Source organism: Streptomyces macrolidinus, from assembly GCF_023887685.1.
GTDB classification, from domain to species: Bacteria; Actinomycetota; Actinomycetes; order Streptomycetales; family Streptomycetaceae; genus Streptomyces; species Streptomyces macrolidinus.
Genome location: NZ_JAMWMR010000006.1, coordinates 104,230 through 127,561 on the forward strand (window position 1 = coordinate 104,230; position 23,332 = coordinate 127,561).

Consider the following 23,332-nt stretch of genomic DNA (forward strand, 5'->3'; position numbering starts at 1 on the left):
TCGGATTCGGGCTGGCGAAGTAGCCCGGCCGCTCGCGCGGCTTCACCCCAAGGACCTCCGGATCGCTCCGGTGGCCCGCCTTGCCGGGTCCTCCACTCCTGCCGATCCACTTCCGTCGACCGGTCGTCCGGGCGGCGGCAGGACTCGGCGTCCGCCCGGACCGCCCCGCCGAGGTGGCGGGGGCTTGTCGTCAGGAAGGGATCTTCACGCAAGGAAGTCGGAAAATCACAATGGAATCGTGATTTTGTGGCGTTCCTCACCACCCACCCGTTCGGGTGGACACTCCTGCGCTGGAGGGACCTTGACGGGGTGTAGGACGTCCGGACCTGCAGCGCAGCGCCCCGCGCCGCCTCACGGACAGGCGAGTCGGGCGGCTCGTCCGGGCTCACGGACGGAGGACGGCCTCCACCGCTCGGGGGTAACCCGATCGGTCCGTTTGAACGCGGACGTGTCGTGCTACGCGGCGGCTTGACCCATCGTCAGTGCGCTTCGGGTGGTACCGCGAGACGGGCCGTACGGCGTTCGCCGTCGAGCACCCGCAGGGCGCGCGCGAGCGTCGGGGCGTGCAGCTCGCTCTCCCCGCGCTCGTGCATCAGCGTCAGCGCCTCGCGCAGCGCCATCGCCTTGCTCACCAGGGCCTGGGCGGCGCGCAGACCTCCGTACGTGGGTCCGGCCTGTGCGGGGTTGATGCGGCCGAGCAGATCGACCACCTCGAGGTAGCGGTCGATCAGCTCCGCCTCGGCGCGGGTCAGCGCGGGCAGCGGGGGAAGTTCGGGCAGCACCGGTGGCTCACCTCGCGTCGGTCGTACGGGACGCCCGGCGGTTCGGCACGACGTGGTCGACCAGTCCGTACGCGACCGCCGCCCGCGCGTCGAGGATCTTGTCGCGCTCGATGTCGGCGGTGACCCGCTCGCGGCTCTGCCCCGTGTGCCGCGCGAGCATCTCTTCCAACTGCCCGCGCGTACGCATCAGTTCCTCGGCCTGGATGGCCAGATCGCTGGCCTGCCCCTGCACGGGCTCCGCGAGGGACGGCTGGTGGATCAGCACGCGCGCGCCGGGCAGGGCGAGCCGCTTGCCGGGGGTGCCCGCGGCGAGCAGGACGGCCGCGACCGACGCCGCCTGACCGAGACAGATCGTCTCCACGTCGCACCCCACGTATCGCATCGTGTCGTAGATCGCGGTCATCGCGCTGAACGAGCCGCCGGGGGAGTTGATGTACAGCGAGATGTCCCGGTCCGGATCCAGGTACTCCAGGTGCATGAACTGCGCCATCACGTCGTTCGCCGACGTGTCGTCGACCGGCGCCCCCAGGAACACGATGCGCTCGTCCAGCAGCTTCGCGTACGGATCAAGGGTCCGGTGCCCATAACCGGTGCGCTCGGTGAACTCGGGCAGCACATGGCGGGCGGACGGTCGGATCATGGCTCGCGCCTCCTCGGGATCGCTCCGGATCGCTCCTGTAGAAAACGTACAGGACGTACGTTCTCTCCGTCGATCTCTCTTGGCTGATCTCTCTTGGTCGATCTCTCTTGGTCGGTCGGTCGATCTTTCGCTCCGATGGGGGTGGCGGGGGCCGCGGACCAGGGGCTGTCCCGCGCCCGCCGGGGATGTCGGGGCAGCCCTTAAGCTGGGGGTATGGCCTACGAGATTCCGGTGACGCAAGCCAGGGCTGAACTTGCCGATCTGATCAACCGCGTCGTGTACGGCGGCGAGCGTGTCGTCGTCACGCGGCACGGCAAGCCTCTCGTCGCCCTGGTCTCCGCGGCCGACCTCGAGCGGCTCGCCGAGCTGGACGCCGCGGAGGAGCAGGTGGTCAGCTCGGTCTCCAGCGTCCGCGAGGTGGCCCCGGCCCCGCAGGAGCGCCGCCGCTTCGGCATCGCCGCCGAGCATCGGGGAACCAGCGCGTCCTGACGGCGGCGACGCCCGGTCCGCGCCGTCCCCAGGCGCGCGACCGTTCCAGGCGCAGGAGACCGATGTCAACGGCGTTGTGCGGGAGGGGACTTGGCCCTCGTTCCGCTCAACGCGCCTTCGTGTACCGGTTATCGGATTGGTAAAGAAGCCAGGTCCCCCTCTGTTCCGTTGACCTGACAACAGACAAGATCCCCCGTATCTATCGAAACGATGTGCGGGGAGGTCCCTCTTGAGGGGAATCAGAGCGACGAGGCGAGCGACCGCGCTCGGCTCCGCGGGGGCGCTCGTGACGGCCACGCTGATAGCCGGCGCCCTGGCGCCGTCGGCCGCCGCGGACGCGGGCCAGGGTCAGAACCGAGAGGCGCGCGGCGCCGCGATCGCCGCCGAGCGGGCCGCCAAGGCCGGGATCGACTGGAAGGACTGCCCGGCCGACTGGGGGCTGGCGACGCCCATCCAGTGCGGCTGGGTCACCGTTCCGCTCGACTACGCCCACCCGGACGGCAAGAAGATCAAGCTCGCCGTCGACCGCATCGGGAACACGGGCACCAAGGCGGAGCGCCAGGGCGCCCTCGTCTACAACCCCGGCGGCCCCGGCGGCTCCGGGATGCGCTTCCCGACGCGCGTCACCAACAAGAACGCCGTCTGGGCCAACGCGGCGAAGGCGTACGACTTCGTCGGCTTCGACCCGCGCGGCGTCGGCCACTCCGCTCCCATCTCCTGTGCGGACCCCCAGGAGTTCGCGGCCGGTCCCAAGGCGGACCCGGTGCCCGACTCCGAGGCGGACAAGCTGGCCCAGCGCAAGCTCGCCCGTGAGTACGCGGAGGGCTGCGCCGACCGCACCGGCCGCGCGATGCTGCAGCAGATGACCACGCCCAACACCGCGCGCGACCTGGACGTCATCCGTGCCGCGCTGGGCGAGAAGAAGCTCAACTACCTCGGCGTGTCCTACGGTACGTACCTCGGCGCCGTTTACGGCACGCTCTTCCCGGGCCACGTCCGCCGCATGGTCGTCGACAGCGTCGTCAACCCCTCGCGCGAGAACATCTGGTACCAGGCCAACCTCGGCCAGGACGTCGCCTTCGACGGTCGCTGGAAGGACTGGGAGAACTGGGTCGCGGCCAACGACGCCACCTTCCACCTCGGCACCACGCAGAAGGCGGTCGAGGCGAAGTGGCTCGACCTGCGCGCCACGGCGAAGAAGAAGCCCCTCGGGGGCGTCGTCGGCCCCGCCGAGCTGATCAACTTCTTCCAGAGCGCCCCGTACTACGACTCCTCGTGGGTGCCGGTCGCGACCGTCTTCAGCAAGTACGTCGCCGGTGACACCCAGGCGCTCATCGACGCCGCCGCACCCGACCTGTCGGACACGGCGGGGAACATCTCGGACGAGAACGGGAACGCGGTCTACACGGCCGTCGAGTGCACCGACGCCAAGTGGCCCACCAACTGGCAGACCTGGAACCGGGACAACACCCGGCTCCACACGGACTACCCGTTCATGACCTGGGCCAACGCCTGGATGAACCTGCCGTGCGCCACCTGGCCGGTCAAGCAGCAGAACCCGCTGGACGTGAAGACCGGCAAGGGGCTGCCGCCGGTCCTGATCGTGCAGTCCACGCGTGACGCCGCGACGCCCTTCGAGGGCGCGGTCGAACTGCACAAGCGCTTCAAGGGTTCCCGCCTGATCATCGAGAAGGACGCGGGCTCGCACGGCGTGACCGGTCTGGTCAACCCGTGCATCAACAGCCGGGTGGACACCTACCTGTTGACCGGCGAGACGGACGGCTCCGACGTGACGTGCACGCCGCACGCCACCCCGAAGCCGTAAGTCACCGAGTGACATGAGAGGGGCGGCCGGATCTCCGGCCGCCCCTCTTCTCCGTCCCGGCCCGTCTCATACGTCGTCCTCCTGGTCGGAGAACAGGGGGTGCTCGGGGGACGGGGTCTCATCGGACGGGCGACCGCGCTCCTGCTCCTGCTGATGCTGGAGTTCCTGCCGTGCCTGCTCCTGGGCGCCGAGGGTCTCCTCGGTCATGTCCCTGATGTGGCCCGAGTCGTCCATCTGGCGATCACTTCTCCGGTCGGTCATGTCGGCTCACTCCTCGATGACGTTGACGGAGCCGGAGGCGCCGTGACGCCCCTGATCAGCGTGGCACGACTCGTACGTCCCCGCACACTGCTCACACAGGCGCCGTGAGGCGGCCTGCCACCCCCGTCCACGAGGCCGGGTCGGTCTCCCGGAGCCCGCTGACCGCGGCTGCCAGTTCCTGGCGTACGGGTCCCGCCGGGGCCTCGCCCGCCACGGCGTCCACCAGCTCCTGCGCGACCCGGTGCAGCTTGGTGTTGGTCTTCTGGGAGACGGTGACCAGCACGCCCCAGGCCTCCTGGGCGCTCAGCGCGAAGGACGCCATCAGGACTCCCCGTGCCAGGTCGATCACCGGCCGCGTCTGCATGGCGCGCCTGAGCTGGACCAGCTCGATCCGCAGATCCCGGTCGGGCTCGTCGGCCCGCGTGCCGTCCGGCCCGGGGGGCTGCGACGGGGCCGGGGGGATGCGGGGAAGACCGTGGTGGCCCCCCACGGGGCGCGTGGGCGTGCTGTCGCCCACGCCGCCCGTCAGATCGAACAGGGAGCGCGTACCGGTCAGCGAGAGCAGCCTGCCGACCGCCGGACCGGTCTTCGTGAGCGCGAGCGTCTTGGCGTCCCGCAGCGCCCGGCGGCGTACGAACAGCAGAGCGTTGAGGCCGGAGCAGTCGCAGAAGTCCACTCCGGCGAGATCGAGGTCGACACCGCTGGCCGAGACCCGCAGGGCGTCGTGCAAGGCGTCCCGCAGCGTCTGTTCCGTGCCGATGTCGAGTTCACCCGCCACCAGGACGGACGTCCGGTCGCCCGCGCCGTGCGACTCCACCCTCAGACAGGGCGGTGGCACGCTGGGCGGGGGAGAGGCCCCCGCGGTGCGAGGGGCTGCCCCGCAGGGCCCGTCGCGGGGAAGTAGGCGCTTGACCATGAGAGCCTCCCGAGCTCTTTCGCTCGCACGCCCCCCTGTCAGGCTCGACCCCTCCCGCATCGGATGTCAAGGGATACCTGAATTCCGATTCGTCCCTTCCGATTCGTCCCTTCCGATTCATGAATGACCGCCCCTACCCTCGGGAGTATGGGTGGAGTATCCGAGCCGCGCATCGGATGGACGTTCCTCACCAACCACGCACGCGTGCTGGTCACGATCGCCGAGGGCCGAAGAACCCGTATCCGCGACATCGCGGCGCACTGCCGACTGACGGAACGGGCCGTCCAGAAGATCATCTCTGATCTGGAGCAAGGCGGTTACCTCACCCACACCCGAGTGGGGCGCGTCAACACGTACCGCATCCAACCGGACACGTACTTGCGGCATCCGGCCGAGGAGGGTCTGACCGTCTCCGATCTGCTGACCCTCCTCGCCCACCGCGACGCGCAGCCCAATCACCGCGACGCGCAGCCCAATCACCGCGACGCGCAGCCCAATCACCGCGACGCGCAGCCCGGTCACCGACCGGCGCAGGGCTGACCGGGACCTGCGGCCCCGGAGAACTCGCCGCACCGCTCAGCGAGTTCAGGCGGTCAGGACCTTCTCCAACGCGCCCAGCGCGGACCGGAGTTCCTCCTCCGTGACCGTCAACGGAGGCGCGATGCGGATCGTGGAGCCATGGGTGTCCTTGACCAGGATGCCCTCGCGCATGAGGCGTTCGCTGATCTCGCGCCCCGTACCGACCGCGGGGTCCACATCGACGCCCGCCCACAGCCCGCGCGCGCGGAAGCCCACGACGCCCTTGCCGACGAGCGCTTCGAGCCCCTCCCGCAGCACCACGCCCGACTCGGCGGCCCGGCGCTGGAACTCGCCCGTCCGCAGCAGGTCCACCACCGCCGAACCGACCGCCGCGGCCAGGGGGTTGCCGCCGAACGTCGACCCGTGCTCGCCCGGCTTCAGCACCTCCATGACCTCCCGGCGCGCGACGACCGCCGACACCGGCACGATCCCGCCGCCGAGCGCCTTGCCGAGCAACAGGACGTCCGGTACGACCCCTTCGTGGTCCACGGCCAGGGTCCGACCCGTGCGGCCGAGGCCCGACTGGATCTCGTCCGCGATGAACAGGCACCCGGCACGGCGGGTGAGGTCGCGGACGCCGGTGAGATAGCCCTCGTCGGGGATGATCACGCCCGCCTCGCCCTGGATGGGCTCGATCAGCACGGCGGCCGTCGTCTCGTCGACCGCGGCCTCCAGCGCGGCGAGGTCGTTGTACGGCACGACCCGGAAGCCGGGGGTGAAGGGGCCGAAGCCCGCGCGGGCCGTCTCGTCCGTCGAGAAGCTGACGATCGTCGTCGTACGGCCGTGGAAGTTGTCGGCCGCCACCACGATCGTCGCCCGGTCGGCGGGCACGCCCTTGACCTCGTACGCCCACTTGCGGGCCACCTTGACGGCGCTCTCCACCGCCTCCGCGCCCGTGTTCATCGGCAGCACCATGTCCAGGCCGGTCAACTCGGCCAGCGAGGCGGCGAATTCGGCCAGCCGGTCGTTGTGGAAGGCGCGGGAGGTGAGGGTCAGCCGGTCCAACTGACGGTGGGCCGCCTCGATCAACGCGGGGTTGCGGTGCCCGAAGTTGAGGGCCGAGTACCCGGCGAGCATGTCGAGATAGCGGCGGCCCTCGACGTCCTCCACCCAGGCGCCCTCGGCGCGGGCGACCACCACCGGCAGCGGATGGTAGTTGTGCGCGAGCACCGGCTCCTCGGCCCGGATCAGCTCGGCGGACGACTCCGTACGGACGGGTGCGGTCATCAACGGATCTCCTGTGTGCAGCACTTGATGCCTCCGCCGGCCTTGTGGAACTCGGAGAGGTCGACGGGGACGGGTACGTAGCCCCGGTCCGCGAGCCGGTCGGCCAGGGCGGTCGCGGTCGGGGAGATGAAGACGTGCAGGCCGTCCGAGACGGAGTTGAGGCCGAAGGCCAGCGCGTCCTCGCGGGTGGCCAGCACCGCGTTCGGATACAGCCGGGCCAGCACCTCGCGGCTCCCCGGCGAGAACGCGTCCGGGTAGTACGCGACGGTGTCGTCGTCGAGGACGAACAGCGCCGTGTCGAGGTGGTAGAAGTACGGGTCCACCAACTGCAGCGTGATCACCGGGACTCCGAAGAACTCCTGGACCTCGCGGTGCGCCTGCCAGGTCGTACGGAAGCCGGTGCCGGCCAGGACATGGCGGCCGACGGGGACCAGGTCGCCCTCGCCCTCGCACACCGACTCCGGGCGGTGGACATCGAAGCCCGCCGCCTTGAACCAGGTGTCGTACGCGGTGGACTCCGGGCGGCGTTGCTCGGCGTGGAAGAGAGAGCCGAAGACCCGGCCCTCGAGGACGAGCGCGGAGTTGGCCGCGAACACCATGTCCGGCAGACCGGCCACCGGCTCCACGCTCTCCACGGTATGGCCGTGGGCGCGGTAGGCCCCGATCAGCGTCTGCCACTGGTTCCGGGCGAGATCGAGGTCGACCCGGACGTCGGGGTGCATCCACGGATTGATCGCGTACTGCACATCGAAGTGCCGGGGTTCGCAGACGAGGAAACGCCGCTGACGCGGCGCACGGGTCTCGGGCACAGAAAGGGTCCTCCACTTCCTGCGGTGGCTGCGGGGATTGACACCACGGTAGGAACTGAGGGAGATCGCCGACAAGCGACGAAAGCTGCGTATGCGCGCACGATCGCTGCGTGGTTGCCGAGGTCAGCGCACGTCTGCTGCGTGCCCCGGCGTGTCCTGCGGCGCGGGCTGGCTGGCGCCCGCCTCCGGGCTCTCGGGCAGCAGATGGGTCAGCACCATGTAGCTGACCGTCTTCCGGATGAACGGCTGGGTACGGATCCGCTCCAGCACCTCCTCGAAGTGCTCCACGTCCGTCGCCCGCACATGCAGCAGCGCGTCCGCGTCACCGGTCACCGTCATCGCCGCCGTGATCTCGGGGTGGTCGCGCACGACCTCCGCCAGCCGCCGGGGCGGCGCCGCGCCCTCGCAGTACACCTCGACATACGCCTCCGTACGCCAGCCCAGCGCCGACGGCTCCACCGTGGCCGTGAACCCGGTGATCACACCCGTCTCGCGCAACCGGTCCACCCGGCGCTTGACCGCCGTCGCGGACAGCCCGATCAGCGCGCCGATCTCCGCGAAGCTGCTGCGCGCGTTCGCCGTCAACGCGGTGATGATCTTGCGGTCGAGTTCGTCGAACGCGGTCGGCCTGCTGCTCATGGCGGAACTCTAACGACAGCCGTGCCCCCGTGGTCACACAGCGACAACGTCCCTGTCCCACGCATGTGCAGACGTACGGATTGCTCCTACACTCCACGTTCATGCTGCGCGCCCTTGCCGTCGACGACGAACGCCCCTCGCTCGAGGAACTCCTCTATCTGCTGAACGCGGACCCCCGGATCGGCAGCGCGGAGGGCGCGAGCGACGCGACCGAGGGGCTGCGCCGCATCAACCGCGCCCTGGAGTCCGGGCCCGACGGCCCCGACACGATCGACGTCGTCTTCCTCGACATCCACATGCCCGGCCTCGACGGACTGGAGCTGGCCCGGCTGCTCACCGGCTTCGCCAAGCCGCCGCTGGTCGTGTTCGTCACCGCCCACGAGGGCTTCGCCGTACGGGCCTTCGACCTCAAGGCCGTCGACTACGTCCTCAAACCCGTCCGCCGCGAGCGGCTCGCCGAGGCCGTCCGCCGCGTCGCCCACCTGCGGGACGCGGCACAGCTCATCCCCGTGCACGAACCCGACCCCGACCACATCACCGTCGAACTCGGCGGCGTCAGACGGTTCGTGCCCGTCGAGGACGTCACCCACGTGGAGGCCCAGGGCGACTACGCCCGGCTGCACACCGCCCAGGGCAGCCACCTCGTCCGCATCCCGCTGTCCACCCTGGAGGAGCGCTGGCGCTCGCGCGGGTTCGTCCGCATCCACCGCAGCCACCTCGTCGCCCTGCGCCACATCGAGGAACTCCGCCTGGACACCGGCGCGGTGAGCGTCCTCGTCGGCCCCGTCGAACTCCAGGTCAGCCGACGGCACGCCCGCGATCTGCGGGACCTGCTGATGCACCGGACCACGGGACGGTGAGACCGGCAGTGTCCCAGGACCCCGGCGACCGTCGAGTCGTCGTCACCGGGCCGCCCCGGCGCAGCCGCCGCACCTCCGGCTACTACCGGCCCCGTACCGAGATCGACGAGCAGACCACCCTCGGCCACACCTATGTCCGCTCCCTCATGCGCAGCCAACTCAGGGCAGGACTCACCGTGTCGGCCGTCCTCGTCCTGCTGGTGGGCCCCCTGCCCCTGCTCTTCGCCACCATCCGCGACGCCGGACTGCAATGGACCGTCCTCGGCTGCTGCCTCTACCCGCCGCTCGTCCTGCTCGCCCGCTGGTACGTACGCCGCGCCGAGCGCAACGAGCGGGACTTCGTCCGTCTCGTCGAGGACCGCTGAGGCACGACCGTGAACCAATTCGCCGTTCCCGCGGTCGCCCTCGTCGTCGTGGCGACCGTCCTCGTGGGCGCCTTCGGCCTGCGCATCTCCCGCACCACCTCGGACTTCTACGTCGCCTCCCGGACCGTCGGCCCCCGTCTGAACGCCGTGGCCATCAGCGGCGAATACCTCTCCGGCGCCTCCTTCCTGGGCATCGCCGGGCTCGTCCTGGTCCAGGGCCCCGACATGCTCTGGTACCCCGTCGGCTACACCGCCGGCTATCTGGTCATACTCCTGTTCGTCGCCGCCCCGCTGCGCCGCTCCGGCGCCTACACCCTGCCCGACTTCGCCGAGGCCCGGCTCGCCTCGCAGCCGGTGCGACGGCTCGCCGGGGCCTTCGTCGTCGGGGTCGGCTGGCTCTATCTGCTGCCCCAACTCCAGGGCGCCGGGCTCACGTTGGCCGTGCTGACCGGGGCGCCCGACCCGCTCGGCGGGATCATCGTCGCCGTCGTGGTGGTCGCGACCGTCGCCGCGGGCGGCATGCGCAGCATCACCTTCGTCCAGGCCTTCCAGTACTGGCTCAAGGTCACCGCCCTGCTCGTGCCCGCGCTCTTCCTGGTGCTGGCCTGGCAGGGCGACGGCGCGCCACGCGGCGCCTTCGCCGAACCGGCGACCTTCCGCGACCACCGCGTCGTACGGATCGACGACCGCCTCGACCTGAGGCTGTCCCGCCCGCTCGACGCCACGGCCACGGGCACCATCGACGGCCGCCGCTACCGGAGCGAGCGCGTGGCCCTCGCGCCGGGCGTCCACCGCCTCGACCGTGGCACCCGGCTGACCTTCGCCCCCGGCGACCCCGTCCCCACCGCCACCCACGGCAGCAACGGCGGCATGTCGACCTCGCTGGCCTCCGGACGCCAGGAGCGCCCGCTGTACGCCACCTACGGGCTGATCCTCGCCACCTTCCTCGGCACCATGGGCCTGCCGCACGTCGTCGTCCGCTTCTACACGAGCCCGCACGGCGTCGCCGCCCGCCGCACCACCGTCGCCGTACTCGCTCTGATCGGAGCCTTCTATCTGCTGCCCCCGGTCTACGGCGCGCTCGGCCGGCTCTACGCGCCGGAACTATCCCTCGCCGGGGACGCCGACGCCGCCGTCCTGCTGCTGCCCCAGCGGATGATCCCGGGGCTCGGCGGGGACCTGCTGGGCGCGCTGGTCGCGGGCGGCGCCTTCGCCGCGTTCCTGTCCACCGCCTCCGGGCTGACCATGGCGGTGGCCGGGGTGCTCGCCCAGGACGTCCTGCCCTCCCGCGGCGTGCGGCACTTCCGGCTCGGCACGGTGATGGCGATGGCGGTGCCGCTCGCGGCGAGCGTGCTGGTGGGCGGGTTGCCGGTCGCCGACGCGGTGGGGCTCGCCTTCGCCGTGTCCGCGTCGTCGTTCTGCCCGCTGCTCGTCCTCGGCATCTGGTGGCGGCGGCTGACCCCGCCCGGCGCGGCGGCCGGAATGCTCGTCGGCGGCGGCTCGGCGTTCGTGGCGGTGACGGCGACCATGGCGGGCTGCCCGGTCGACGGCACCCTGCACGCCCTGCTCGCCTGGCCCGCTCTCTGGTCGGTGCCGCTCGGCTTCCTGACCATGGTGCTGGTCTCCCTGGCCACACCGGGGCGGATACCGGCCCGGACGGCGGCGATCCTCGCGCGGTTCCATCTGCCCGAGGAAGTACGGGCGGAGGCGAAGGGATGAGCGGCTTCCTCGCGGGCCTGTGCGTCGCCGTCCTCCCGCTGCTGGCGGCCGGCTTCTGGCTCGGCCGGCGCACCGCGCGCCCGGAGAGCCTCGGCGGGCTCGGTACCCCCGTCGAGCACGCCACCTTCCAGACCCTGCACACCGCCTCCCTGGCCGCGCCCCCGCTGCGGGCCGGACTCACCGAGGAGACCGCCCGCAAGTCCGCGCGGCGGCTGCGCACCCTGCTGGGCACCGACGCGCTGTGCCTCACCGACCGGGAGGCCGTACTGGCCTGGGACGGCGTGGGGGAGCACCACCGCGAGGAGGTGCTGCAGCGCCTCGCCGGACCGTGGGAGACCGGCCGCGGCGAGGCCTTCCGGCTGAGCTGCGAGACCCCGGACTGCCCGCTGCGCTGGGCCGTCGTCGCCCCGCTCACCGTCGACGACCGCGTGCACGGCGCGCTGGTGGCCTGCGCGCCCCGCGAGTCCGCCGTCCTCGTCCGGGCCGCGGGCGAGGTCGCCCGATGGGTGTCCGTACAACTGGAGTTGGCGGACCTCGACCGCTCCCGTACGCGGCTGATCGAGGCCGAGATCAAGGCGCTGCGGGCCCAGATCTCCCCGCACTTCATCTTCAACTCCCTCGCCGTGATCGCCTCGTTCGTGCGCACGGACCCCGAGCGCGCCCGCGAACTCCTCCTGGAGTTCGCCGACTTCACCCGGTACTCGTTCCGGCGCCACGGCGACTTCACCACGCTCGCCGACGAGTTGCACGCCATCGACCACTATCTGACGCTGGTACGGGCCCGCTTCGGCGACCGGCTCTCGGTCACCCTCCAGATCGCGCCCGAGGTGCTGCCGGTCGCCCTGCCCTACCTCTGCCTCCAGCCCCTGGTCGAGAACGCCGTCAAGCACGGCCTGGAGGGCACGGTCGACAAGCGGCACATCAGCATCACCGCCCAGGACGCGGGCGCCGAGGCCCTCGTGGTCATCGAGGACGACGGCGCCGGAATGGACCCCGCGCTGCTGCGCCGTATCCTCGCGGGCGAGGTCAGCCCCTCGGGCGGCATCGGCCTCTCCAACGTCGACGACCGGCTGCGCCAGGTCTACGGCGACGACCACGGGCTCGTCATCGAGACGGCGGTGGGCGCGGGCATGAAGATCACCGCGCGGTTGCCGAAGTACCAGCCGGGGGTGCACTCGGCGGGACGGCTGCCCCGGGACTGAGGCTCAGGTGTGGTCGGAGACCACCATGCCGAGAGTGAGCAGGCCGAGGACGGCCCAGCCGAACCACAACCAGCCGTTGCCGCCGAGCGCCACCGTGTAGGCCGTCACCGCGACGAGTCCGCCGATGGTGAGCACCCCCATCGCCTTCGTCGAACCGGGCATCGCGACACCCTCCTCAGGGTTGGTTCCCCCCATGGTGCCCCGTTTCGCACCCGCTGCACTCGACAAGTCACAGGCTCCTCGCACCGGTTGCCGCACCGGACCCCCGGCGCCACGCAACACGAAGGGGGCCGCCCGGCTCCTCGGCCGGGCGGCCCCCTTGTGTGCGATCTCAGTGGCTGCGCGCGTTGAGCGAGGCCAGATAGGCGTTGTACGCCTTGAGTTCCTTGTCGCCGTCGCGCTCGGCGGCCCGGTCCTTGCGCCGCGCCTGCCGCTGCTCGGAACCGTGCCACTGGTACAGCAGCGCGATCAGCACGAGGACGGAGGGGATCTCGCTGAACGCCCAGGCGATGCCGCCCGCCGCGGTCTGGTCCGAGAGGGCGTCGATACCGAGCGAGGCGGCCGGGTTCTGGTAGGTGCCGATCATCGGCGTGGTCGCCATCATCAGCGCGATACCGAAGAACGCGTGGAACGGCATGCCCGCGAACAGCTCCAGGATCCGCATCAGATGGCTCGGGCGGTTCGGGCCCGGGTCGACGCCCATGATCGGCCAGAAGAACACCACGCCGACGGCGAGGAAGTGGATCATCATCGCGATGTGCCCGGTCCTGGACTCCATCAGGAAGTCGAAGAGCGGCGTGAAGTACAGCACGTAGAGGCTGGCGATGAACATCGGGATCGTGAACAGCGGGTGGGTGATCACGCGCATGTAGTGGCTGTGCAGCAGCATCAGCAGCCACTCACGCGGGCCCTTGTGACCGCGGCCCGCCGTCGGCAGCGCGCGCAGCGCCAGCGTGGTCGGGGCGCCGAGCAGGACCAGGATCGGCGAGAGCATGCTGATCACCATGTGCTGCACCATGTGCACGCTGAACATGACCATGCCGTAGTCGTTCAGCTTGGTGCACATGACGAGCATGATCGTCAGGACGCCGAGGACGAACGCGACCGTACGGCCCACCGGCCACTTGTCGCCGCGCCGGGTGAGACGTACGACACCCCACCCGTACAGACCGAGCCCGAGCAGACAGGAGATGAGGAAGAACCAGTCCGGGGACCACTCCATACCCCGGCTCAGCGTGAACGGCGGCAGATCCGTTGTCATCCCGTGCATGCCATGCATGTCATGCGCGCTGTGATCCATCCGCCAGCTCCTGTTTCATGGGTGTTGTGGACTGTTCTGTCCGCAGCAGAGTAGAACCGCCCCCCAGAGTAGAACCGCCCCCGGTCGCGGCTACGACCGGGGGCGGTGCAGTACGCCCGTCAGGGGCGCGGTATGTCACAGGGCTTCGGCGCCGTCACAGCACGCACTCCGCCTCGGCGTACCGCTCGTCGGGGACCGTCTTCAGCGTCTGCACGGCCTGCGCCAGGGACACCATCACGATGTCGGTGCCGCGCAGCGCGGTCATCATGCCGAACTCGCCGCGGTGCACGGCCTCCACGGCGTGCCAGCCGAAGCGCGTGGCGAGGACACGGTCGTACGCCGTCGGGGTGCCGCCGCGCTGGACATGCCCGAGGATCACCGGCCGGGCCTCCTTGCCGAGGCGCTCCTCCAGCTCCAGGGAGAGCTGGCGGGCGATCCCCGCGAAGCGCTCATGGCCGTAGACGTCCCGGCCGCCCTCGTCGAAGTCCATCGTGCCCGGCCGGGGCTTGGCGCCCTCGGCGGCCACGACGATCGCGAAGCGCTTGCCGGCCGCGAACCGCTCGCCGACGCGCGCGGTCAGCTCCTCTATGTCGAAGGGCCGTTCGGGCACGACGATCGCGTGGGCGCCCGCGGCCATGCCGGAGTGCAGCGCGATCCAGCCGGTGTGGCGGCCCATGACCTCCACGATCAGCACACGCTGGTGGGACTCGGCGGTGGTCTTCAGCCGGTCCAGCGCCTCGGTGGCCACGCCCACGGCCGTGTCGAAGCCGAAGGTGACGTCCGTGACGGCGATGTCGTTGTCGATGGTCTTCGGTACGCCGACGATCGGCAGCCCGTGGTCGGACAGCAGCCGGGCCGCCTTGAGCGTGCCCTCGCCGCCGATCGGGATGATCGCGTCCAGCCCGAGCTGCGCGACATGGTCCCGGGCCCGCTCCACACCGTCGCGCAGATGCTCGGGGCGCACCCGCGAGGAGCCGAGGATCGTGCCGCCGAGCGCCAGGATGCCGCCCACCGCGTCGAGGTCGAGCTTGAGGTGGTCGCCCTCCAGAAGGCCCTTCCAGCCGTCCCGGAAGCCGATGACCTCGTCGCCGTGGTCGACGACGGCACGGTGCACGACGGACCGGATGACGGCGTTCAGCCCGGGGCAGTCTCCGCCGGAGGTGAGCACGCCAATGCGCATGGACCCAGGATCCCTTCTCCACATGGGCCGGGGCCGGACCACGCTGTCCGGATCGATCCCCGCCACCCTACGGCGGCAGGCGGCGGGACGACACCGTTCGTCCGACTGCTGGACGCCCCCGCTCAGGTGTGCGGACGGGGTGTCAGAGGGGCGCCCGTGGCCCGGTGTTACGCGGTCTGCTGCTGCGCCGCCGCGATGCGCTCGTCGCGCAGCGCCTCGTACCAGCGGTCGTCCACCGGCGGCAGGGCGTTGACGTCCAGCGCCAGCTTCAGCAGCAGGTCGGCGATCAGCGGGTTGCGGGCGAGCACGGGCCCGTGCATGTACGTACCGAAGACCGTGTCGTTGTACGCGCCCTCCGTGCCGTCCCCCGTGCCGTTGCCCCGGCCCTGGCGGACCTGCGCGAACGGGCGGGCGGTCGGGCCGAGGTGGGTGACGCCCTGGTGGTTCTCGAAGCCGGTGAGCGGCGGCAGGCCGAGGCGCGGGTCGATGTCGCCGAGGACGTCGCCGACGCAGCGCTCGCCCTCGCCGCGCGTCGAGACCACGTCGAGCAGACCGAGGCCCGGCTCGCGCTGCCCGAGGTCGTTGATGAACTCATGGCCCAGGATCTGGTAGCCCGCGCAGACGGAGAACACGATCGCGCCGTTCTGCACGGCCTGGTACAGATGCCCGTCGCGGCGCAGCCGCTCGGCGGCGAGCCGCTGCGGACGGTCCTCGCCGCCACCGATCAGATAGATGTCGCCGGAGGTCGGGACCGGCTGGTCGCTGCGCACGTCGAGGCGGGCCACGTCGAGGCCGCGCTGCCGGGCCCGGCGCTCCACGACGAGCGCGTTGCCCTGGTCGCCGTAGGTGCTGAGGAGGTCGGGGTAGATCCACACCAGCCGGAGGCTGCTGTCACTCATCGATGATCGTCCTTCAGGGGTCGGTGCGGTGATCAGTTGCCGACGCGGCGGCGCAGGTCCTGGAACGCGGTGTAGTTCGCGATGACCTCGATCCGCCCGGGCGGGGCCTGCTGGACGGCCTGGTCGAGGCTGTCGCAGACCTGGAAGTGCTGGTTCGCGACCTCGAGCCGCACGGCGAGGTCCAGCTTGCGGTCGCCGAGGACGAAGATCGGGTGGCCGGTGAGGCGCGTGTAGTCGACGTCCCACAGCCAGGAGGTGTCGGTGCCGTCGGCGCCGCGCGCGTTCACGGACAGGATCACCGGGGTCGGCGGCGGGTCGATCAGCGAGAACGTCTCCAGCCAGCCGGCCGGGTTCTTCGCCAGCAGCAGCCGCAGATCGCGCTCCATGAACTGGACCACGTCATAGCGCCCGGCCACCGCCTGCACCTGGTACATCCGCTCCAGCGCGACCTGCGGGGGCACCCCGAAGACGGCGGCGACGGCCGTGGAGCTGGCGGCGTTGGCCTTGTTGGCGCGACCCGGCAACTGGAGGTGGATCGGCCAGGCCGAGCCGTGCGGGTCGAGGACGTGGTCGCCGGACAGCGCCCAGCTCGGGGTCGGTCGGCGGAAGCCGCACTCGCCGCAGTACCAGTCGTCACCGGGGCGCTGCATCACACCGCCGCAGGACGGGCAGGACCAGGCGTCGTCCTTCCACATCTGCCCGGCGGCCACCCAGACCACGTTGGGCGAGGAGGACGCGGCCCACACGATCAGCGGGTCGTCGCAGTTGGCGACGATGACGGCCTTGGAGCCCGACAGGCCCTCGCGCCAGTTCTCCGCGAGCATCCGGGTCTCGGCGGCGCGGTCGAGCTGGTCGCGGGAGAGGTTGAGCAGCGCGATGCATCGCGGGGCGGTGTCCCGGGCGACCCGGGCGAGATACTTCTCGTCCACCTCTATGACCCCGAACTTGGCGTCCGAGCCGCCCGCCAGCGCCGAGGTGATACCGGCGGGCATGTTGGCGCCGAGCGCGTTGGACACGACCGGGCCCGCGGCGCGGAGCGCCTCCGCGATCAGCCGGGTCGTCGTCGTCTTGCCGTTGGTCGCCGAGACCAGGACGACGTCCAGGTGCGTGGCGAGCCGGGCGAGCAGATCGGGGTCGAGTTTGAGCGCCACTCGGCCGCCGATCACTGATCCGCTGCCACGTCCCGCTGCGCGCGATGCCGCAGCGACCGCCTTGCCCGCGGTCACGGCCAGCTTGGCCCGCGGCGTCAGCGGGTCCGAGTTGCCTGCCATCAGTTCCCGATCCTCCTTGCGTACGGCGCGCAGCCCTGTCCCGGCAACGTGCGGATCTCAGCCTATCGAGATCCGGTCACACTCCCGAATCGCGGCACCGGCCCGGTGCCCGCGCGACATGCGGGAACCGTACCCTTGCCGCCATGCGACACCGTTCCATCCCGGGCGCCCACGGGCGAGTCCGGCCCCTCACCCTGCTCGGTGACCCTGTTCTGCACAAGCCCTGCGAGGAGGTCACCGCCTTCGGCCCCGAACTGGCCCGGCTCGTCGAGGACATGTTCGCCACGATGTACGCGGCGCGGGGCGTGGGCCTGGCCGCGAACCAGATCGGGGAGGCGTTGCGGGTGTTCGTGTACGACTGCCCGGACGACGAAGAGGTACGCCACCGGGGACATGTGGTCAACCCACGGCTCGTGGCGACGGACGGTGTGGTGCTGCGCGGACCGGAGGGATGTCTGTCCCTGCCGGGTCTCGAGGCCGGGACGGAACGCTACGACGAAGCGGTCGTCGAGGGCTTCACGGTGACGGGCGAACCGCTGCGGGTGCACGGCACGGGGTGGTTCGCGCGGTGTCTCCAGCACGAGTGCGACCATCTGGACGGCGGCCTGTACGTGGACCGGCTCGACGACCGCCGTCGACGCCGGGTGCTGCGGCAGGCGGCCAAGGCCCCCTGGAGCAGCGCGGACACGGCGCGGCGCTGAGCGCGCGTCAGAACCCCGGACCGCCCGCGCGGTCCCCGGCGACGGCCAGCCGCCCCCACAGCAGATCCGCCAGGCTGTGCACCAACTCGGCCCGCGCGCAGGGCTGTTCGCCGAGCCACCAGTCCCCGGCGGCATGCATCATGCCGACGATGCCGTGCCCCCACACCCGGGCGAGGCGGCGGCTGTCCGGGCCGAGGTCCACCCGCTCCTCGATGACCTCGGCCAGCTCCTCGCCCATGCGGCGCAGCAGCGGAATGGAGTGGCGGCCCGTGTCGAAGCCCTGGTCGCTCGGTGCGCCGCCCTCCGCCGGGTGCATCAGGAAGCGGTACACCTGCGGCCGAGCCTCGATCGCCGCGAGATAGGTGTCCAGCGTCGCCTCGACCCGCTCGCGCCGGGCGGCCGGGGCGTCCAGCGCCGCCCGCAGCGAGTCGAGCAGCGCGTCCGTGTGGCGCTTGGCGAGCGCGGCGTACAGCCCGCCCTTGTCGCCGAAGTGACGGTAGAGGATCGGCTTGGTGATGCCCGCCTCGGCGGCGATGGCGTTCATCGAGGCGCCGGGGCCGTCGCGGAGCACCACCCGGTCGGCGGCCTCCAGCAGCTCACGCCGACGCTGGTCGGCGGACCGCTGCTGATCGGTCCGCTGCCTGGTATCCATATCTCTCCCCACCCGTGGTGATCGGTGACGCCTGCGCAAACTAACACCGAAGGTCGGGGCGGCAGCGAGTGAGCTGCCGACTCCGCCGACGGGCGCTCGTGGACGGTTCGGGAGTTGACTTCTCCTACTGGCCGGTAACAGACTGCAGTTACCGCAAGTAACATGCTAGCGCAGCGCTGGAGGGGACATGGCCGAGTTCACCATGGAGCTCAACGACGAACAGAAGGAGGTCCGGGACTGGCTGCACGGCTTCGCCGCCGATGTGATCCGTCCCGCCGCCGCCGAATGGGACGAGCGTGAGGAGACTCCCTGGCCGGTCATCCAGGAGGCCGCGAAGACCGGCATCTACTCCCTCGACTTCTACGCCCAGCAGTACTTCGACCCCACCGGCCTCGGCATCCCGATGGCCATGGAGGAGCTGTTCTGGGGGGACGCGGGCATCGCCCTCTCGATCGTCGGGACCGGCCTCGCCGCCGTGGGCGTGCTCGCCAACGGCACCGACGAACAGATCGGCACCTGGATCCCGCAGATGTACGGCGACGTCCAGGACGTCAAGGTGGCCGCGTTCTGCTCCTCCGAGCCCGACGCCGGCTCCGACGTCGCCTCGATGCGTACCCGCGCCGTGTACGACGAGGCCAAGGACGAGTGGGTGATCAACGGCACCAAGACCTGGGCGACCAACGGCGGTATAGCGGGCGTCCATGTGGTCGTCGCCGTGGTCGACCCCGAGCTGGGCTCCAAGGGCCACGCCTCCTTCATCGTCCCGCCGAACACCCCCGGCCTGTCCCAGGGGCAGAAGTTCAAGAAGCACGGCATCCGCGCCTCGCACACCGCCGAGGTCGTCCTCGACGGCGTCCGCGTCCCCGGCTCCTGTCTGCTCGGCGGCAAGGAGAAGCTGGACGAACGCCTCGCCCGCGCAAGGGAGAAGGCCAAGAAGGGCGGCATGGGGGTCCCCCCGCTCGAGCGCAGCCGAGAGTGGGGGAGGGTGAAGAACGCGGCGATGGCCACGTTCGAGGCGTCCCGTCCTGCCGTGGGCGCGATGGCCGTCGGCACCGCCCGCGCCGCGTACGAGGTGGCTCTCGATTACGCAAAGACGCGCGAGCAGTTCGGCCGCCCGATCATCGACAACCAGGGCGTCGCCTTCCAACTCGCCGACATGCGCACCCAGATCGACGCCGCCCGGCTGCTGGTGTGGCGCGCCTCCTGGATGGCCGTCAACGGCAAGCCGTTCACGGCGGCCGAGGGCTCGATGTCGAAGCTGTTCGCCAGTGAGACCGCGAAGAAGGTCACCGCGCAGGCGATCCAGATCCTCGGCGGCAACGGCTACACCCGCGAGTACCCGGTGGAGCGGATGCACCGGGACGCGGCCATCTACACCATCTTCGAGGGCACGAGCGAGATCCAACGGCTCGTCATCGCCCGGACGTTGTCCGGGATGCCGATCCGCTGACTCCTTCGGCCCGTCGGCTCGTTCGGCCCGCGAGCGCGCTATCGGTGCCGCAGCGGCGTGAGTTGCTCGATGTCGTAGCGCCTGCGCAACGCCTCGATCGCCGCCAGATCCGGTGGGCCCCCGTCGCGCAGGATCTCCAGCAACTCCTCGAAGTAGCGCTCGTGGTCCGGGGGAGGGGACGCCTGGAAGAACATCTTCGCGGGGGCCTCGGTGGGGTTCGCGAACGCGTGCGGACAGCCGGGTGGTACGACGATGACCGTGCCGGGCGTCGCCCGTACCACCCGGTTGCCCGACCTCGACTCCCACTTCTGCCAGTGGTCGGGCGTCCGTACGCGCGGTTCGAAGGCGAGCACGTCCAGCTCGCCCTCGAGCACGTAGAACAACTCCTCGCTGCGCGTGTGCACATGGGCGCCGACATCGAAGCCCGGGGGCACCAGCACCTCGAACGTGGACGAGATGCGCGAGTGCGAGCCGGTCACCTTGAACGTCACCTGCTGGGCCGGTGTCTGCACGACCCGCCCGTGCCCCGGCGGCACGAGCAGACCTTCGACCGCCGCGAGCCCTTCCGTCGCCGTCATCGGTCGCTCACTTCTTCGGCCCGGCGCTCTGGGCGACCTGCCAGCGGCCCAGCGCCATCTCCGCGGTGATGCCCGGCCCGAACCCTGCGAGCAGCCCCCGCGAGGTGTGCTCGGCGCCGCCCGCCTCGAAGAGCCGCCGCAGCGCGTCCAGGACGACGGCGCTCGCGATGTTGCCGTACTCGGTGAGCGTGGCCCGGCTGAACCGGAAGGCCTCCGAGGGCACCTCCAGGAACGTACTCAGATCGTCCAGGATCCGCGGACCACCGGCATGCACGATGTAGAAGTCGAGGTCGGACGCGTCCCAGCCGTGATGTCTGGCCAACTCCCGCAGGGCCGGGGCGAGCGGCTCCATGGTGCCCGGCACCCGCTTGTCCAGGAGGAAGTGGAACCCGGTGGCCCGCACGTCGTACATGATCCACTCTTCGGTCTTGGGGATCAGATACGAGCCGTTGAGCTCCAGTCGGACGCCGGTACCGCCCTTGCCGCGGACCACCGCCGCCGCGATGCCGTCGCCGAACAGGCCGTTGGACAGCAGCGATCCGATGCCGAGGTCGGTGGGCTGGTAGCACAGCGAGCAGAACTCGCAGGCCACGATGAGCGCGTTGGCGTCCGGGTAGGCGGTGCAGAAGTCATGCGCCCGGTTGATGGCCGCACCACCCGCGGCGCAGCCCAACTGGGCTATCGGTATCTGCCGGGTGTCGCTCTTGAAGCCCATCGTGTTGATCATCCAGGCGGTCAGCGACGGCATCATGAACCCGGTGCACGACACGTAGATGATCACGTCGATGTCGGAGGGCAGCAGTTCGGCGTCGTCCAGCGCCCGCTGGACGACCGCGGGGACCCGGGCCTTCGCCTCGGCCTCGTAGAGCTTGTTGCGGTCCTCGAACCCCGGGTGCTTCAGGGTCTCCTCGATGGGCTGCACGATATGCCGGGTGACCACCCCGGTGTTCTCGATCAGCCGCAACGCCAGCGGGAGTTGGGGGTGGTCGGCGTGGCGGGAGCGCGCCAGGTCGAGCGTCTCCTCCATCGTGATCACGTGTTCCGGCACGGAAACCGCGGGTCTGCACAGAGTCGCCATGGAGCGCGCCTTCTTTCGCCTTGGCGGAGGACTTCCCGTCCCCCGGCGGAAGGGTGGGTGACCCCTCTTCGGGTGACCCACCCACGATCACCCCGGGGCGCGCGGATATCTCGTCGGACTACTCCACTTCAGCGATCCACCCAGAGTGAGATCCCTGGTACGCGAGCGGTGCACGTCCCGGCCCGGCGCGGCGAACGGTCAGCGCAGCGAACTGTGCGCGATGCACGCGACGTCGATCCGATCGGCGAGCTTCGCCAGCTCGATCGTCAGCGCGGCCACCGTGTCCTCGTCGAGCCCGTCGTCGCCGTCCTCCACGAGGCGCAGCCACCGGCCGCCCACCGTGCGCAGCAGCTTGCTGACATCGGCCGCCGCCACCTGCAACGTGCCGCGGTCGTCCACGATCAGCGGTAGGGTCACTTCGCGGTTCACAGGAGCGATCGTAGCGGCGGAACGCTCACGCTCCGTGCCATATGGTGGTGATGTTGCAGAACTCCCGGATTCCGTGCCCGGACAGCTCGCGGCCGTAACCGGACCGCTTGACGCCGCCGAAGGGGAAGGCGGGGTGCGACGCGGTCATCCCGTTGATGTAGACACCGCCCGCCTCCAGATCCCGTACGAAGCGGTCGACCTCGGTGCCGTTGTGCGTCCACACATTGGAACTCAACCCGAACGGCGCGTCGTTCGCGATCGCCACCGCCTCGTCCAGATTCGCGGCCCGATAGAGCGTGGCGACCGGACCGAAGGCCTCCTCGTGATGGATCCGCATGGGCGGGGTGACATCGGCGAGGACGGTCGGCGGGTAGTACCACCCCGGACCGTCGGGACGCTCGCCCCCGCACAGCACCGTCGCGCCGTTCTCCACCGCGTCGGCGACGAGCTCCTCCAGATCGGCCCGCCCCCGCTCGCTGGACAGCGGACCGACATCGGTCTCCTCCGCCATCGGGTCGCCGGTCCGCAGCGCCTTCATCCCGGCCGTGAACCGCTCGGCGAAGGCGTCGAACACATCCGTGTGCACGATGAACCGCTTGGCCGCGATGCAGGACTGCCCGTTGTTCTGCACCCGGGCCCGCACCGCGACCTCGGCGGCCTGGTCGAGGTCCGCGGACGGCATGACGACGAAGGGGTCGCTGCCGCCCAGCTCCAGGACCGTCTTCTTGACCTCGTCCCCGGCGACCGACGCGACGGCCCGGCCCGCCGGTTCGCTGCCGGTGAGGGTGGCGGCCCTGACCCGCGGGTCGCGCAGCACCTCCTCCACCGCGCCCGAGCCGATGAGCAGGGTCTGGAAGCAGCCCTCGGCGAAGCCCGCCCTGCGATACAGGTCCTCCAGATACAGCGCGGTCTGCGGGACGTTCGAGGCGTGCTTGAGCAGTCCCACATTGCCCGCCATCAGCGCGGGCGCCGCGAACCGGACCACCTGCCACAGCGGGAAGTTCCACGGCATCACGGCGAGCACCGGGCCGAGCGGCCGGTAGCGCACGATCGCCCACGCCGCGCCCGAGTCCTTCACGTCCTGCTCGGCGGGCTCCTCGTCCGCCAGCAGCTCCTCGGCGTGCTCGGCGTACCAGCGCATCGCCTTCGCGCACTTCGCCGCCTCCGCGCGGGCCTGCTTGATCGGCTTGCCCATCTCGGTGGTCATCACCCGGGCGACGTCCCGCTGGTCCTCGTCGAGCAGGTCGGCGGCCTTGCGCATGCGCAGCGCCCGTTCGGCGAACGTGGTCGTGCGATGAGTACGGAACGCGGTGTCGGCGGCGGCGAGCCTGCGTTCGATCTCCTCCGCGCCCAGGGCGTCGTACGTCGCGAGCGTCTCGCCGGTCGCCGGGTTCACGGTGGCGATGGGCATGGGCCGACCTCCTGGGAACGGGCTCTGCTTCGACCTTCCCGCGCGGCGGTGACCACCGCAACGCGGGCAG

26 protein-coding genes are annotated in these 23,332 nt (G+C 70.8%); 9 read left to right on the forward strand and 17 right to left on the reverse strand.

Translation table 11 applies throughout. The features are described 5' to 3' along the window. Positions 1–479 precede the first annotated feature (479 nt). Both NGF19_RS09550 and NGF19_RS09555 read right to left on the reverse strand, forming a co-directional pair. Complete coding sequence (locus NGF19_RS09550; protein ID WP_252424041.1) at positions 480–782, reverse strand: hypothetical protein; 303 nt, start codon at positions 780–782, stop codon at positions 480–482. A gap of 7 nt (positions 783–789) precedes the next feature. Beyond that, positions 790–1,422 carry an ATP-dependent Clp protease proteolytic subunit gene (locus tag NGF19_RS09555; protein WP_252424055.1) on the reverse strand — a complete coding sequence of 211 codons (633 nt, stop codon included), beginning with the start codon at positions 1,420–1,422 and terminating at the stop codon, positions 790–792. A gap of 213 nt (positions 1,423–1,635) precedes the next feature. On the opposite strand from NGF19_RS09555, the gene NGF19_RS09560 reads away from it, so the two are divergent. Both NGF19_RS09560 and NGF19_RS09565 read left to right on the forward strand, forming a co-directional pair. After that, a complete protein-coding gene (locus tag NGF19_RS09560) occupies positions 1,636–1,911 on the forward strand; it encodes a type II toxin-antitoxin system Phd/YefM family antitoxin (protein WP_252424057.1) in 276 nt (91 codons plus the stop codon). Between the two features lie 229 nt (positions 1,912–2,140). Continuing rightward, positions 2,141–3,736 carry an alpha/beta hydrolase gene (locus NGF19_RS09565; RefSeq protein WP_252424058.1) on the forward strand — a complete coding sequence of 532 codons (1,596 nt, stop codon included), beginning with the start codon at positions 2,141–2,143 and terminating at the stop codon, positions 3,734–3,736. 66 nt (positions 3,737–3,802) lie between these two features. Here NGF19_RS09565 and NGF19_RS09570 read toward each other — a convergent pair whose 3' ends face one another. Further along, positions 3,803–3,997, reverse strand: coding sequence for a hypothetical protein (locus tag NGF19_RS09570; RefSeq protein ID WP_252424059.1), 195 nt, complete (start codon positions 3,995–3,997; stop codon positions 3,803–3,805). A gap of 91 nt (positions 3,998–4,088) precedes the next feature. Next, complete coding sequence (locus NGF19_RS09575) at positions 4,089–4,814, reverse strand: ANTAR domain-containing protein (RefSeq protein WP_252424060.1); 726 nt, start codon at positions 4,812–4,814, stop codon at positions 4,089–4,091. A gap of 246 nt (positions 4,815–5,060) precedes the next feature. Here NGF19_RS09575 and NGF19_RS09580 point away from each other — a divergent pair, with 246 nt between their 5' ends. After that, entirely contained in the window at positions 5,061–5,453 is a 393-nt protein-coding gene (locus tag NGF19_RS09580) for a helix-turn-helix transcriptional regulator (protein WP_252424061.1), read from the forward strand. Positions 5,454–5,498: 45 nt separating this feature from the next. Here the strand turns inward: NGF19_RS09580 and rocD are convergent, their stop codons facing one another. From rocD to NGF19_RS09595, 3 genes are all read right to left on the reverse strand, one after another. Then, positions 5,499–6,719: an ornithine--oxo-acid transaminase gene (gene rocD / locus NGF19_RS09585; RefSeq protein ID WP_252424062.1), complete on the reverse strand. Its 1,221-nt coding sequence runs from the start codon at positions 6,717–6,719 to the stop codon at positions 5,499–5,501. Further along, a complete protein-coding gene (gene ddaH, locus NGF19_RS09590) occupies positions 6,719–7,528 on the reverse strand; it encodes a dimethylargininase (RefSeq protein WP_252424063.1) in 810 nt (269 codons plus the stop codon). The genes rocD and ddaH overlap by 1 nt, the downstream gene beginning before the upstream one ends. A gap of 123 nt (positions 7,529–7,651) precedes the next feature. Further along, positions 7,652–8,167 (reverse strand): Lrp/AsnC family transcriptional regulator, encoded by a 516-nt coding sequence (locus tag NGF19_RS09595; protein ID WP_252424064.1) that lies wholly within the window; start codon positions 8,165–8,167, stop codon positions 7,652–7,654. A gap of 101 nt (positions 8,168–8,268) precedes the next feature. Between NGF19_RS09595 and NGF19_RS09600 the strand changes: the two genes are divergently transcribed. The 4 genes from NGF19_RS09600 to NGF19_RS09615 are packed head-to-tail and all read left to right on the forward strand — an operon-like array spanning position 8,269 to position 12,313. Beyond that, positions 8,269–9,027: a LytR/AlgR family response regulator transcription factor gene (locus NGF19_RS09600; protein ID WP_252424065.1), complete on the forward strand. Its 759-nt coding sequence runs from the start codon at positions 8,269–8,271 to the stop codon at positions 9,025–9,027. A gap of 8 nt (positions 9,028–9,035) precedes the next feature. Further along, the gene (locus NGF19_RS09605; RefSeq protein ID WP_252424332.1) at positions 9,036–9,392 is read left to right on the forward strand and encodes a hypothetical protein; all 357 of its coding nucleotides are present in this window, start codon (positions 9,036–9,038) and stop codon (positions 9,390–9,392) included. A 9-nt stretch (positions 9,393–9,401) separates the two neighbouring features. Beyond that, positions 9,402–11,111 carry a sodium/solute symporter gene (locus NGF19_RS09610; RefSeq protein WP_252424066.1) on the forward strand — a complete coding sequence of 570 codons (1,710 nt, stop codon included), beginning with the start codon at positions 9,402–9,404 and terminating at the stop codon, positions 11,109–11,111. Next, the gene (locus NGF19_RS09615) at positions 11,108–12,313 is read left to right on the forward strand and encodes a sensor histidine kinase (RefSeq protein ID WP_252424067.1); all 1,206 of its coding nucleotides are present in this window, start codon (positions 11,108–11,110) and stop codon (positions 12,311–12,313) included. The genes NGF19_RS09610 and NGF19_RS09615 overlap by 4 nt, the downstream gene beginning before the upstream one ends. Positions 12,314–12,316: 3 nt before the next feature. Here the strand turns inward: NGF19_RS09615 and NGF19_RS09620 are convergent, their stop codons facing one another. The 5 genes from NGF19_RS09620 to NGF19_RS09640 all read right to left on the reverse strand — a co-directional run bounded on the left by NGF19_RS09620 (position 12,317) and on the right by NGF19_RS09640 (position 16,963). Next, a complete protein-coding gene (locus NGF19_RS09620) occupies positions 12,317–12,475 on the reverse strand; it encodes a hypothetical protein (protein ID WP_252424069.1) in 159 nt (52 codons plus the stop codon). Positions 12,476–12,644: 169 nt separating this feature from the next. After that, complete coding sequence (locus tag NGF19_RS09625; RefSeq protein ID WP_372505627.1) at positions 12,645–13,613, reverse strand: cytochrome c oxidase assembly protein; 969 nt, start codon at positions 13,611–13,613, stop codon at positions 12,645–12,647. Positions 13,614–13,767: 154 nt separating this feature from the next. Next, positions 13,768–14,793 (reverse strand): 6-phosphofructokinase, encoded by a 1,026-nt coding sequence (locus NGF19_RS09630; protein ID WP_252424071.1) that lies wholly within the window; start codon positions 14,791–14,793, stop codon positions 13,768–13,770. 167 nt (positions 14,794–14,960) lie between these two features. Beyond that, positions 14,961–15,692 carry a type 1 glutamine amidotransferase gene (locus NGF19_RS09635; protein ID WP_252424073.1) on the reverse strand — a complete coding sequence of 244 codons (732 nt, stop codon included), beginning with the start codon at positions 15,690–15,692 and terminating at the stop codon, positions 14,961–14,963. 32 nt (positions 15,693–15,724) lie between these two features. Continuing rightward, a complete protein-coding gene (locus NGF19_RS09640; RefSeq protein ID WP_252424075.1) occupies positions 15,725–16,963 on the reverse strand; it encodes a MurT ligase domain-containing protein in 1,239 nt (412 codons plus the stop codon). Between the two features lie 143 nt (positions 16,964–17,106). Between NGF19_RS09640 and def the strand changes: the two genes are divergently transcribed. Next, positions 17,107–17,664 (forward strand): peptide deformylase, encoded by a 558-nt coding sequence (gene def / locus NGF19_RS09645; RefSeq protein ID WP_252424077.1) that lies wholly within the window; start codon positions 17,107–17,109, stop codon positions 17,662–17,664. A 7-nt stretch (positions 17,665–17,671) separates the two neighbouring features. On the opposite strand, the gene NGF19_RS09650 is transcribed toward def, so the two are convergent. Then, positions 17,672–18,316, reverse strand: a complete 645-nt coding sequence (locus NGF19_RS09650; RefSeq protein ID WP_252424079.1) for a TetR/AcrR family transcriptional regulator — start codon at positions 18,314–18,316, stop codon at positions 17,672–17,674. 187 nt (positions 18,317–18,503) lie between these two features. Between NGF19_RS09650 and NGF19_RS09655 the strand changes: the two genes are divergently transcribed. After that, positions 18,504–19,766, forward strand: coding sequence for an acyl-CoA dehydrogenase family protein (locus NGF19_RS09655; RefSeq protein WP_252424081.1), 1,263 nt, complete (start codon positions 18,504–18,506; stop codon positions 19,764–19,766). A 38-nt stretch (positions 19,767–19,804) separates the two neighbouring features. Here the strand turns inward: NGF19_RS09655 and NGF19_RS09660 are convergent, their stop codons facing one another. The 4 genes from NGF19_RS09660 to NGF19_RS09675 all read right to left on the reverse strand — a co-directional run bounded on the left by NGF19_RS09660 (position 19,805) and on the right by NGF19_RS09675 (position 23,262). Then, positions 19,805–20,344 (reverse strand): cupin domain-containing protein, encoded by a 540-nt coding sequence (locus NGF19_RS09660; RefSeq protein WP_252424083.1) that lies wholly within the window; start codon positions 20,342–20,344, stop codon positions 19,805–19,807. 7 nt (positions 20,345–20,351) lie between these two features. Continuing rightward, positions 20,352–21,503 carry a type III polyketide synthase gene (locus tag NGF19_RS09665; protein ID WP_308288465.1) on the reverse strand — a complete coding sequence of 384 codons (1,152 nt, stop codon included), beginning with the start codon at positions 21,501–21,503 and terminating at the stop codon, positions 20,352–20,354. A gap of 117 nt (positions 21,504–21,620) precedes the next feature. Next, on the reverse strand, positions 21,621–21,851 hold the full coding sequence (locus NGF19_RS09670; protein ID WP_252424086.1) for a DUF6213 family protein: 231 nt from the start codon (positions 21,849–21,851) through the stop codon (positions 21,621–21,623). Positions 21,852–21,876: 25 nt separating this feature from the next. Further along, positions 21,877–23,262: an NADP-dependent succinic semialdehyde dehydrogenase gene (locus NGF19_RS09675; RefSeq protein WP_252424087.1), complete on the reverse strand. Its 1,386-nt coding sequence runs from the start codon at positions 23,260–23,262 to the stop codon at positions 21,877–21,879. Between the last annotated feature and the right edge of the window lie 70 nt (positions 23,263–23,332).